At 36.6% G+C, this 13,795-nt stretch carries 6 protein-coding genes; all 6 read left to right on the top strand.

The genetic code is table 11. The annotated features are described in order from the left end of the window. Positions 1-173 precede the first annotated feature (173 nt). The 6 genes from ASE40_RS06180 to ASE40_RS06155 all read left to right on the top strand — a co-directional run bounded on the left by ASE40_RS06180 (position 174) and on the right by ASE40_RS06155 (position 13,654). A complete protein-coding gene (locus tag ASE40_RS06180) occupies positions 174-3,566 on the top strand; it encodes a glycosyl hydrolase (protein WP_057116095.1) in 3,393 nt (1,130 codons plus the stop codon). Between the two features lie 368 nt (positions 3,567-3,934). Next, entirely contained in the window at positions 3,935-5,368 is a 1,434-nt protein-coding gene (locus ASE40_RS06175) for a sialate O-acetylesterase (protein ID WP_057116094.1), read from the top strand. Positions 5,369-5,555: 187 nt separating this feature from the next. Beyond that, positions 5,556-7,883: a DUF5703 domain-containing protein gene (locus tag ASE40_RS06170; protein WP_082586762.1), complete on the top strand. Its 2,328-nt coding sequence runs from the start codon at positions 5,556-5,558 to the stop codon at positions 7,881-7,883. Positions 7,884-7,899: 16 nt separating this feature from the next. Continuing rightward, positions 7,900-10,359, top strand: a complete 2,460-nt coding sequence (locus tag ASE40_RS06165) for a polysaccharide lyase family 1 protein (protein ID WP_057116092.1) — start codon at positions 7,900-7,902, stop codon at positions 10,357-10,359. A 122-nt stretch (positions 10,360-10,481) separates the two neighbouring features. Beyond that, positions 10,482-12,506: a glycoside hydrolase family 127 protein gene (locus ASE40_RS06160; protein WP_057116975.1), complete on the top strand. Its 2,025-nt coding sequence runs from the start codon at positions 10,482-10,484 to the stop codon at positions 12,504-12,506. Between the two features lie 161 nt (positions 12,507-12,667). Then, on the top strand, positions 12,668-13,654 hold the full coding sequence (locus tag ASE40_RS06155) for a pectinesterase family protein (protein WP_057116091.1): 987 nt from the start codon (positions 12,668-12,670) through the stop codon (positions 13,652-13,654). Positions 13,655-13,795: the final 141 nt, after the last annotated feature.

Below are 13,795 nucleotides of genomic sequence, written 5' to 3'. Positions count from 1 at the left end.
AACTCGACAAAGATTGGATTCTCGTAGTGGAGTTGCTTACGAAGATTTCTCCTCCGTCGAAATGACAAAAAAGATAAAAAATCAAAAAAAATCTGCTAAATCAGCCAAATCTGCGAGAGTAAATTTTTCCCGCAGATTTAGCAGATTAGGCAGATTGTAATAAAACAACAAAAATGTTTCAAAAAAAACACCTCTTTTTTATCCTCCTTTTGGCGAGCTTCGTTTCCGCACAGGAAGTCCATAAAAAAGAAAACAACTTTTTTCAGCCAACATTAGAATCTTCCAAACCTTGGGTGTATTGGTATTGGATGAAATCGGCTTATTCTAAAGCAGGAATCACAGCCGATTTAGAAGCGATGAAACAAGCAGGAATTGCGGGGGCTTATTTAATGACTATTAAAGGACCAGCAAATCCGCCATTAATAGATCCGCCGGTTTTACAGCTGAGTCCTGAATTTTGGGATATGATTCATTGGGCTTTTAAAGAAGCAGATCGTTTAGGTTTGAAATTGGCTTTTCACGGAGCTGACGGATTTGCCGTTGCAGGTGGGCCGTGGATTACACCTGAAATGTCGATGCAGAAAGTAGTCTGGTCAACTTCAGAAATCTTAGGAGGTAAAAAGGTGACTTCAAAACTCCCAGTTCCAGAACATTACAAAGACTATTATAAAGACATTGCAGTTTTTGCCCTTCCGATTAAAGAATATAAAATTACTTCGCAGATAAACCTGCCAAAAGTAACAACATCAAACAGTTCCGATGCTTCGTTTTTGGCTGATCCTAAAAAAGATGAAAATTTCAAGTTTGCAGAAAAAGGATGGATTCAATACGAATTTGCACAGCCTTTTAGCTGTAAATCTATTGTCATAGAAACCAAAGGAAGAGATTTTCAGGCACAGCGCTTGATTGTAGAAGTGAGTGATGATGGCATTAATTTTAGATTTCACGAAAGAATGATCGCACCGCGTCACGGCTGGCAGGATATGGATTTCCCAAATACTCATTCTATTGCGCCTGTTACGGCGAAATATTTCAGATTTGTTTATGATCCAACTGGAACAGAACCGGGAGCAGAAGATTTGGATTTTGCTAAATGGAAACAAAATCTGAAAGTGAGTAAAATAACGCTTTCGAATCAGTCATTAATAAATAATTACGAAGGAAAATCAGGCGCAATCTGGCGTTTGACTCCGCAGACTACAGACAAACAGATTCCCAATTCGGAATCATTTAAAAAATCAGAAATCATTAATATTTCCAAATTTGTTGATGCTGATGGAAATATGAACTGGAAAGCGCCAAAGGGAAAATGGAAAATTATCCGAATGGGACACACTTCTACAGGGCATGAAAATGCAACTGGCGGAGCAGGAAAAGGGTTGGAAGTAGACAAATTTAATCCCGAATTAATTCGTTTTCAGCTAGATCATTGGTTTGGTGAAGCGGTTCGTTCGGCTGGTCCTGAACTGACTTCAAAAGTTCTGGAAATCCTTCATTTTGACAGCTGGGAATGCGGAAGCCAAAACTGGTCTTCTGTTTTTCAGACTGAGTTTAAAAAGAGACGTGGTTACGATCTTGTAGAATATCTTCCAGTTATGGCGGGAATTCCGATAGAAAGTACCGATTTCTCAGAGAAAGTTCTATACGATGTTAGAAAAACCATTGCCGATTTAGTAGCCGATAATTTCTATGGAACTGTTGCTCAGATTGCAAAAGAATATAACGTTAAATTAAGTTCAGAAAACGTTGCGCCAACCATGATGAGTGATGCTTTGCTGCATTATAAATATGTCGATTATCCAGGTGGTGAATTTTGGCTGAAAAGCCCAACACATGATAAACCTTTTGATATGGTAGATGCCATTTCGGGCGGACATATTTACGGAAAAGATATTATTCAGGCAGAATCTTTTACAGCTTTGCGAATGGATTGGGACGAACATCCCGGAAATCTGAAAACCACAGCAGACCGCAATTATGCTTTGGGAATCAACCGTTTGTTTTACCACGTTTTTGTTCATAATCCGTGGACAGACAGAAAACCGGGAATGACATTAGACGATATTGGAACTTTTTTTCAAAGGGACCAAACTTGGTGGAAACCTGGAAAAGCATGGTTTGAGTATTGCCAAAGAGTACAGTTTCAGCTGCAAAAAGGAAAACCTGTCATTGATCTCGCAGTTTTTATTGGGGAAGATTTCCCTTCACGTTCTTTTGTACCAGATCGATTAGTGCCTTTTATTCCAAATGTATTCGGTAAAGTAAGATTAGAAAGCGAGAAAATCCGTTTAGAAAATGAGGGTCAGCCAACGGCAAAAATGCCAAAAGAAGTTACCTATTCTAAAAATATGACCGATTTATCACAATGGATTAATCCGTTAAATGGCTATCAATATGATTCTTTCAACGCCGATGTTTTAATTAATCGTGCGAAGGTGGTAAAAGGCAAAATTTCGTTTGATGGTGGAATTGAATACGGAGCTTTATTCTTTCCGGGAAGTCACAAAATGGCACCGAATAAAATTTTGTCTTTGGCTTCCGCAGAAAAAATATTGCAGTTGGTAAAAGATGGAGCTACAATTTTTGTGGATGAAAAACCAATGATTCAGCCTGGAATTCAATCCGAAGAGAATCAAAAGAAATGGCAGAATGTAATTGATGAAATCTGGAATAATGCTAGTTCATCAACATGGAAAATTGGAGAAGGAACGATTATCAAATTACCGTATTTAGGAAATGATTTTTCTTCCATTGGAATTGCACATGACGTTTATTTCCTAAATTTAAACAGAGCTGATTCAGAAACATTAGCGTGGACACATCGCAAATCAGATAGTGAAGACGTTTATTTCATTTCTAATCAAAAAGGAGAAAAAAGAGCATTTGATGCGTCGTTTAGAATAGCTGGAAAAGTTCCGCAATGGTACAATCCTGTTACCGATAAAATTTCGGAATTAACCAATTGGAAAATCGAAAATGGAAGAACAATTGTTTCAATAATTTTAGAGGCTAACGAATCTGGTTTTGTAATTTTTAAAGAAGAAACGAAAGAAGTTTTAGCTCAAACAAAATTTTCTGAATTTGAAAAAGTCCAGACTTTAGATCAGAATTGGAATCTGCAATTTGATCCAGCATTTAAAGGGCCAAAAGAAATAATCAAAATCAATAAACTTTTTGATTGGAGTACTTCTGAAAATGATCAGATTAAGTATTATTCAGGAACTGTAATCTATAGAAAAGATTTTGTTTGGAAAGGAAAAAGCACAGATAAAATCTGGTTGGATTTAGGTGAAATTTCTAATATCGCCGAGATTTCAATCAACGGAAAAGATTGTGGAACATTATGGACTTTCCCTTTCAAAACTGATATTTCAAAAGCTTTAGAAAAAGGAAAAAATACTATCGAAATTAAAATCACAAATACTTGGGCAAATAGATTAATTGGCGATCAAAAATTGCCAAAAGAAGAGAGATTGACATGGACAACAGCGCCATTTCGTTTAGAAGGAGAACCGTTGTTGAAAGCAGGATTATTGGGTCCAGTAAGTATTGTAAAAGAAAAATAAATTTTAGCCACAGATTGAAAGATTAAAAAGGATTTTTTTTTGACGAAAAAAAAGTCAATTGCCTCCAGCTTTAGCTGGAGGTTAAGAATAATACATAACAGGGCTTTAGCCAAAAAGTTAGTTTGGCTAAAGCCTATTGAGAATAAACATTTGATGATTCCTCCAGCTAAAAGCTGGAGGCAATTGAAGAAAAATATCGCTCCGCAGGAGCTTTTGTATATTGTTATTGTTTGTCTATAAATATTTCGTCCCTCTGGGACTTGCATTAAAGCTCTGGAAGAGCGAAATATTTATAGAAAATAATATATAGGAATAGTTTAGCTCCAGAGGAGCGACACAAATTTTTAGAATTAAAAGCATAAAGTAAAATGAAAAATTTAAAGAACATTTTTGTTGTTGTAATTGCATTTGTGGCAACCTTCCAAATGAATGCCAAAATCAAACTGCCGGCTTTGTTTACTGATAACATGATGTTGCAACAAAAATCTAACGCACCAATTTGGGGCTGGGCAGAAAAGAACGCTAATGTTACAGTAAAAACTTCGTGGGATTCTAAAACCTACAAGGTAAAAGCAGACAACTCTGGTAAATGGAATACAGCTTTGCAAACACCGTCCTTTGGTGGTCCGTTTACAATTGAAGTTTCGGAAGGAAGCGAAAAGGTGATCATAAAAAATGTGTTAATCGGAGAAGTTTGGTTGTGTTCCGGACAATCCAATATGGAAATGCCTTTGAAAGGTTTTCAGGGACAGCCCGTAAAAAACGGAAACGAAATCATTGTAAGATCAACCAATAAAAATATTCGGTTAATCACCATTCCGCGTGCGACTGTTTTAGAACCTTTGCAGGATTTTGAAGGAAAATGGGAAGAAGCTTCGCCAAAATCAACTTCTAATTTTAGCGCTACGGCTTGGTATTTTGGTTCGCTTTTACAAGAAGTTTTAGACGTTCCAGTGGGATTGATTCATGTTTCTTACGGAGGTTCAAGCATGGAAGCGTGGATGAATCAGGAAATGCTGAAAGATTTTGCCAGCGCTAAAATTCCGACTACAAAAGAAGAGTTGGCAAAAGATCCAAACCGTGTTCCAACGACTTTGTTTAATGGAATGCTTTCGCCTGTAATAGGTTACGGAATAAAAGGCTGTATCTGGTATCAGGGAGAATCGAATTACGAAAGAGTATCTGAATACACTGCTTTAATGAAAAAAATGGTTTCAAGCTGGCGAGCTTTGTGGAAACAAGGAGATTTCCCTTTTTATTACGCTCAGATTGCGCCGTTTAATTATGCTTCATTTCATCCAAAAGATTATTTGGAGAAATACAATTCGGCTTATTTGAGAGAGGCGCAGTTTAAAGCTTCAAAAGAAATTCCGAATTCAGGAATGGCAGTTTTAATGGATGTCGGAGAAGAAAATAACATTCACCCAATGGACAAAGAAAAAGGAGGAAACAGACTGGCGTTCCAGGCTTTGGCAAAAACCTACGGAATCGAAGGTTTCGAATTCGAAAGTCCGAAATACAAATCGATGGAAATAAAAGACGGTTCGGTTACGGTTTCTTTTGATGATGTAGCCAACGGAATTACTTCTTATGACAAAGAAGTAACAGGTTTTGAAATAGCGGGAGAAGACAAAGTTTTCTATCCGGCTAAAACGGTAGTTAGAAGAAAATCAGTGGTTTTGACTTCGGATAAAGTAAAGAAACCGGTTGCTATTCGTTATTTATGGAAAGATTTCGCAAAAGCGGAATTGTTTAGTGCAGGCGGTTTGCCGGTTTCTTCTTTTAGAACAGATGAATGGTGATTAATAATTATGAATTGTTAATTGTTAATTGTGAATGATCAATTATTAGTTTAAAGTTTAGTTTGTCATTTCGACGAAGGAGAAATCTTCATTGCAAGATCGACAAAGATTGCGGAGCGACTTGTGAAGATTTCTCCTTCGTCGAAATGACAAAAAGAAAGGATAATTAAAAATCAAAAAAAATAATTTGAAATACATTAAATACATACTTCTCTTCACAACGCTTTGCCTTAAAGCGCAAGTTCCTGTGCTCGAAAATTACAATCAGGTTTGGACAACGCAGAGCAATAATTCATCAGAATCAATGCCCTTGGGAGGCGGTGATATTGGCGTGAATGTATGGGTAGAAAAAGGCGATTTGTATTTTTATTTTTCACGAAGCGGCACTTTTGACGAACACAATACTTTATTGAAATTAGGAAGAGTAAAAGTAACATTAACGCCGAATCCTTTTGCTAAAATAGAAGGTTTTCATCAGGAATTGAAACTCAAAGACGGATATGTTTTAGTTGGGCAGAGTGACACTAAAATCAAACTTTGGGTCGATGTTTTTAAACCGATAATCCATTTGGATTTAGAAAGTAAAAATGCATTAAAAATGAAAGCTTCTTATGAAAGCTGGCGTTATAAAAACCGCGATTCAAAAGGAAAAGCCAATAATGCCAATTCTTATAAATGGGCGCCTCAGGGAGAAATTGTTACTTATAAAGATTCGATTGCATTTGAAAATAACGGCATAAAATTCTATCACAGAAACAGGGGAAATACTGTTTTTGATGTAGCGGTTAAACAGCAGAAAATGGAATCGGTTAAAGACCAAATGCTGAATCCACTTAAGAATTTAACTTTCGGAGGATTTATGACGGGCGATAATCTAAAACCTGACGGAACGTACTTAGGAAAATACCAATCGACAGATTTTAAAGGTTTTAATTTAACAAGCGTAAAACCATCCAAAAAACATTCATTAGAAATTTATTTAAATACCAATCAATCAGATTTTTCGACTTGGGAGAATGGATTGAAAAGTTTGATTTATGTAAACAAGAAAACAGCAAAACAAGCAGAAAAAAACACGATAAAATGGTGGAATAATTTCTGGAACCGCAGTTTTATTTTTACTCAGAAAAATCAATCGACTGCCAAAGATTCGGTTTATCAAATCGGACAAAATTATCAGTTGTTTCGATATATGCTCGGCTGTAATGCTTACGGAAAATATCCAACAAAATTCAACGGCGGATTGTTTGCCGTTGATCCCGTTTTTACAAATCCCGATTTAGATTTTACGCCTGATTTCAGGAATTGGGGAGGAGGAACCATGACGGCTCAAAATCAGCGTTTAGTTTATTTTCCGATGGTAAAAAGCGGTGATTTTGATATGATGAAATCACAGCTGGATTATTATTTGAGTTTACAGAAAAATGCCGAATTAAGAAGCAAAGTTTATTGGAATCATAACGGTGCATCATTTACAGAACAATTGGAAAATTTCGGGTTGCCAAATCCCGCAGAATACGAATGGAAACGTCCCACAGATTACGATCCGGGAATGGAATATAATGCGTGGCTGGAATATGAATGGGACACGGTTTTTGAATTCTGTCAAATGATGTTGCAGCAAAAAGAATATGCTGGAGAAGATATTAAGAAATACAATCAATTCATAATCAGTTGTCTTCGTTTTTTTGATGAACATTATCAATATTTAGCGAAACAAAGAGGGAGAAAGGCTTTGGACGGAAACGGCAAACTGGTTCTTTTTCCAGGTTCGGGAGCAGAAACGTATAAAATGGCAAATAATGCGAATAGTACCATTTCGGCTTTACAAGTTATTACAGCCAATCTTTTAAACCTTTCGGCAAAAGAATTGTCCAAAGAAGATGCCGAATATTTAAAAGGATTTCAAAATAGAATCCCGCCTTTAAATTTCGGGCAGATTGAAAATCATAAAGTTTTACTTCCTGCCAAAACGTGGGAACGAGTGAATAATTCGGAAGTACCACAATTGTATCCTGTTTATCCGTGGGGAATTTACGGAGTTGGAAAACCTGATTTGGAAACGGCTTTAAACACTTGGAAATACGATCCTGATGCTTTAAAATTTAGAAGTCATATTGGATGGAAACAAGATAATATTTTTGCAGCACGTTTGGGATTAACCCATGAAGCTGCGAAATACAATACCTTAAAAATGGCCAATTCAGACCGACGTTTCCCAGCTTTTTGGGGACCAGGATTTGACTGGGTTCCAGATCATAATTGGGGCGGTTCGGGAATGATTGGCATGCAGGAAATGCTTTTGCAGGAAACTGATGGAAAAATCTATCTCTTTCCAGCCTGGCCAAAAGATTGGAACGTACATTTTAAATTACATGCAAAACAAAATACAACAATTGAAGCCGAACTCCTGAATGGCGAATTGAAGGTTTTAAAAGTTATTCCGGAAGAAAGAAAAAAAGACATTATAAATCTGTTAGGAAAATCTGAAGCAGAAAAAACAAAATTAAACTAACTATTACCAAACAAAAATGATAAAGAAATTAATAAGCGCTGCTTTTCTGTCCTTGATTTTGACCACAAACGGACAAGCACAATCAGCGCAGAACACTGATAAACAAATAGTAAAAGTCGATTTTGACTTTTTTCAAAGAAGACTAGAAGAAGTTCATGATCCGAGTTATGATTCTTGGGTTATCAATGAAGGAAAAGAAGCTGAAAAATCATTTAATAATGTGTCATTTAAGTTAAAAGGAAATTTTACTTCTAAGTGGTACAAAGTTGGAATGAGTGCACCGCATTACAACAGATTAGGAAGTGACGGTTTAGTAACTTCTGAAAATTTAGAATTGAAAATCAGCGGATTGAAAGCAGGAAAGCATACTCTTTTAACTTTTCATAACGCTTTTGATGTCATTACAGGAAAAACTTTTTCTCCGATAAAAATATTCGTAAACGGAAAACTGCAGCAAACGGTAAATGCGAGTCAGAGAGCCAATGCTAAAATTGATGCAGCGATGGCGTATATCACTTTTAATGCAGAAAAAGGCAAAGATGTAATTGTTCGTTTTGAAATCGATCCAACTTCCAATCCTGATGTTATAAAACAAATCGTGATCAATGGTTTTGAAATTGACACTCCAAACCTAATGAATCAGGCGCGTACTCCTGAACCAAGAAACCGTGATGAACATGTTGAAGTGGGGAAAACTCTAACTTTAAAATGGGATGCCGTAAAAAATGTGGCCGCTCATAAGTTGTATTTTGGCGAAGATAAAAATGCCGTAGAAAATGCAACAGAATCTTCAAAAGAATTCAAAGGAAAATTGGCAGATAAAAATTTTACGGTTTCAGATTTATATTCAGGTACCACTTATTACTGGAGAGTGGATGAAGTGGATTCAAATGGCGAAGTAACTTTAGGAAATGTGTGGTCGTTCAAGCCTGCACAATTGGCATTTCCGGGAGCAGAAGGCTACGGCCGTTATGCTGTTGGAGGACGCGGCGGAAAAGTAATTGAAGTAACCAATTTAAATGACGACGGACCAGGAAGTTTACGTGATGCCATCAATCAGGAAATCGGGCCGAGAACAATTGTTTTTACTGTTTCGGGAAATATAAAACTGGAATCGAGATTAGTAGCAAATCAGCCTTATATTACAATTGCGGGGCAGACAGCGCCGGGCGAAGGAATTACCATCAGCAGAGCACCAATCGGGTTGACTGGAAATGATGGTGTTGTGCGTTTCTTAAAAGTGAGAATTGGAGGCGGTACTACTTTTGACGGAATGGGATTAACGGGTGCAGATTACAGTATTATTGACCACTGTTCGATCAGTTGGACAATTGACGAATCGTTTAGTTCGCGTGGTGCGCATCATATTACGCTGCAGCGAACTTTAATTTCTGAAGCGTTGAATGTGGCAGGTCATGATAAATACGAAGCAGGAAAAATGCACGGATATGCAGCTACAATTGGCGGCGATATTGGAAGTTTTCATCATAACTTACTGGCTCACAACTACGGCAGAAACTGGAGTATTGGCGGCGGTTTAAACGGTGACGGTTATTATACAGGCCGATTGGATATAACCAATAATGTGGTTTACAACTGGGGACAGAGAACTACAGACGGGGGCGCAAACGAGGTGAATTTTGTAAACAATTATTACAAACCAGGCGCTTCAACTAAAATATTTGTGGCGTTGAATGCACAGCATGAAGGCGTTGGAAAAGGAATGCAGCGTTATTACTTTAACGGAAATATTATGCCGGGTTATTTTGATGAAAAATCTCAGGATAAAGGAAGAAAATCTACTATAAGCCATAATGAAAAAGTAGAATATGAAACTTTCGTAGATAAACCATTTTTCCCTTCGTATGTAGACACGCAGTCAGCGAAAGCGGCTTATAAAAATGTACTTTCAGATGTTGGGGCGAATCAGCCGTTTTTTGATAAACACGATAACCGAATTATTGGCGAAACTTTAAAAGGAACCTTCACTTATAAAGGAAGTAAAAGCGGTCTTGGCGGTATGATAGACAACGAACAAGATGCCGGAGGATGGCCAAATTTTGCTTCAGAAACGCGTCCTTCAGACTGGGATACTGATCATGACGGATTGCCAAACTGGTGGGAAAAAGCTTTTGGTTTAAACGAAAATTCAAAAGCAGGAGATTTTTCAGATGCGAATCAGGATACAGATAAGGATGGTTTTACGCAATTAGACAATTATCTGAATTGGCTGTCAACGCCCCATTATTTTGTGAATTCAGGAGAAAAGAAAGTTTTAAATGCAGGAGATTTCTTCAAAGGTTATGAAAACAAACCTGTCTACACTTTCTCTGATCTTAAAAATGGAAAAGTAGTTTTAAAAGGAAAAGAAATTCAGTTTACAACTGTTGAAAAAGGATTCGCTTCTTTCGTATTAACCGTAAAAGATGCCGATGGAGATTCAATGAGCAGAACAATTAATTTCTTTGTAAAATAAATAGTAAACCATATAAGTGATATAAGAAATTATAAGATAGACTTAATCTTATGCAGTTCAAGTTTAAGAAAGTTTATTTTAAATGAGCTTATATTTCTTATATGGTTAAAAATCATTATAAAATGAAAAATTTTTTAAATGTTTCCCTTAGTTTGTTTTTTGTTAGTTCTGGATTACTGTCGCAGAACAAAGGTTTGGTTGCGAATTCAGAAAGTCCGTATTCAAAACTGCAAAGCATTGGTTTACAAGATGTAAAATGGACAAATGGTTTCTGGAAAGAACAATTTGATGTAGAAACCAAAAATACACTTCCGTATATGTGGGATTTGTATCATAACAATGAGATTTCGCATGCTTACAAAAACTTCGAAATCGCAGCAGGAATAAGCAAAGGAACATTTAAAGGGCCTTCTTTTCATGATGGTGATTTCTACAAGATTTTTGAAGGAATGGCAGCCACTTATGCGGTTACAAAAGACAAAAAGCTCGATCAGGAAATGGACAAAGCTATTGCGCTTTTCGCGAAAGTACAGCGCAAAGACGGTTACATTCATACACCTGTTTTAATCGATGAACGCTGGGGAACTTTAGGGCCGGAAGAAGTAAAAAAACAATTGGGTTTTGAGAAATACAATATGGGACATTTAATGACTGCTGCCTGCATTCATTATCGTGCTACAGGAAAAACCAACTTCTTAAATATCGCAAAAGGCGTTGCCGATTTCTTATATGATTTTTACAAAAAAGCATCACCTGAACTGGCTCGAAATGCAATTTGTCCGTCACATTATATGGGAATTGTCGAAATGTATAGAACTACTAAAAATCCGAAATTTCTGGAACTGGCCAATAATTTAATTGACATTCGCGGAACTACAAATGATGGAACAGATGACAATCAGGATCGAATTCCGTTTAGACAGCAGACCACTGCAATGGGGCACGCCGTAAGGGCAAATTACCTATATGCGGGAGTAGCCGATTTATACGCAGAAACAGGAGAAAAGAAATTGTTAGACAATCTGGAATCGATTTGGGATGATGTAACATATCGTAAAATGTACATTACAGGTGCTTGCGGTTCTTTATATGACGGCGTTTCACCAGATGGAACTTCTTATGATCCAACAGTAGTACAGAAAATCCATCAGGCTTACGGAAGACCTTTTCAATTGCCAAACGCAACGGCTCATACAGAAACCTGCGCCAATATTGGAAATGTGTTGTGGAACTGGAGAATGCTTCAAATTACGGGAGATGCCAAGTATGCTGATATTGTAGAATTGGCATTGTATAATAGTGTACTATCGGGAATGGATTTGGAAGGTGAAAAATTCCTTTACAATAATCCGCTGAATGTGTCTAATGATCTGCCGTTTCAACAAAGATGGGGAAATGAGCGTGAAGGTTATATTGCATTGTCAAACTGTTGTGCACCAAACGTAACGAGAACAGTTGCCGAAGTTGGAAATTATGCTTACAATCTTTCAAAAGAGGGTTTGTATGTAAATTTATACGGAAGTAATTCTTTGAAAACAAAATCGTTAAATGGGGAAGAAATCGAAATCGAACAGCAAACTAATTATCCGTGGGACGGAAAAATAACGTTGAAAATTGTAAAAGCTCCAAAAGATCTGCAGAATTTCTTTATAAGAATTCCGGGCTGGAGTCAGAATGCTTCGGTTTCAGTTAATAATCAAAATATTAATGAAAAAATCGTTTCCGGCACTTATTTAAAATTAAACCAAAAATGGAAAAAAGGAGATGTGATCGAATTAAATCTCCCAATGCCAGTTGAATTGATGGAAGCCAATCCGTTGGTGGAAGAAGTTAAAAATCAAATAGCTGTAAAAAGAGGACCGCTGGTTTATTGTTTAGAATCAGATCAGCTTCCTGCAAAAACGAGTGTAAATGATGTGGCTTTAAATGTGAATTGGAAATTTACGACTAACAATTTTACACTTAATAATAGAAACTTAGTAAGCATTGATGCAGAAGCGGTAATAAAATCTGATAATTCTTGGAATAAAACTTTGTACAAACCGCTTAATTCGAAAGATGCAACTGCTGTACCAGTAAAATTGATTCCGTATTTTGCATGGGGAAATAAAGGCAAAGGCGAAATGACGGTTTGGATGTCGCATTAGAAATTGCAAAATAGATTCCTATTTTTGGTAGAGACGCACTGCTGTGCGTCTTACGCATTTAGATCAATAATTATTAGTGACAATTAAAATCAGCATCGCGTAGACGCACTGCGGTGCGTCTCTACAGATACACTTTATCTAAGACTTTAAAATGAGACTTTATGAAATACATTCTAGCATTATTTTTAATAACAACACTTTCAATTTCAGCCCAAACGCTCGATAACAAATTAGCTTTAACCGTTGCGCAAGATGGTTCAGGAGATTTTAAAACCATTCAGGAAGCGGTTAATAATGTTAAAGACAATTCAGAGAAGCGTGTTGTAATAACTATAAAGCCAGGAGTTTATAAAGAGAAATTGGAAATCCCAGTTTCTAAAACGTTCATCACTTTAAAAGGAACTGATCGAAACAAAACGATTATTTCATTTGATGATTATTCGGGAAAACCGCTTCGAGAAAAAGATCCATCAGGAAAGACCGCTTTTGGAACGGGAACTTCGTATTCTTTTTTAATAAAAGGAAATGATTGTACGCTAGAAAATCTTACTGTAGAAAATACCGCAGGAAGAGTAGGGCAGGCGGTGGCGCTTCATATTAAAAGTGATCGGGTTATAGTAAAGAATTGCAATCTTCTAGGTAATCAGGATACACTGTATTTATCTGAAGAAAAAACGCGTATCTATTTTGAAAACTGTTTCATCAACGGTACAACCGATTTTATTTTTGGTGCTGCAACAGCTTATTTTTATAAATGTACGATCGAAAGTTTAACGAACTCTTATATAACGGCAGCTTCGACTCCGCAAGGTCAGACTTACGGATTTGTTTTCGTTGATTGTAAACTTACAGCCAAAGACAAATTTGTCGATAAAGTATTTTTGGGAAGACCTTGGAGACCTTATGCTCAAACTGTTTTCATCAATACAGATTTAGGTTCGCATATTATTCCAGAAGGCTGGAATGCATGGATTGACACAAGATTTCCAGATAAAGACAAAACAGCTTATTATGCAGAATTTGGAAGTAAAGGTTTAAGTGCTAAAGGGATTTCTCAACGAGTTTCTTGGTCGCATCAATTGAAGAAAGAAGATATTAAAAAGTATGATCGAGATTTAGTCCTAAACGGATGGAATCCGAATAAATGATAAGCATTATAAGAGGTAACGGTTAAACACAACGAAATTTATTTTAACAAACCCGCTGAACATCTATGTTTAGCGGGTTTTTTGACGATTTCTGTTAAATGAACAGATAAAAAATAAGTATTTAAATTTTGTTGGTCAGAA

Source organism: Flavobacterium sp. Root935, from assembly GCF_001429295.1.
GTDB lineage: Bacteria > Bacteroidota > Bacteroidia > Flavobacteriales > Flavobacteriaceae > Flavobacterium.
Note: the sequence above shows the minus strand (reverse complement) of the source record. Positions and strands in the feature narration are given on the sequence as shown.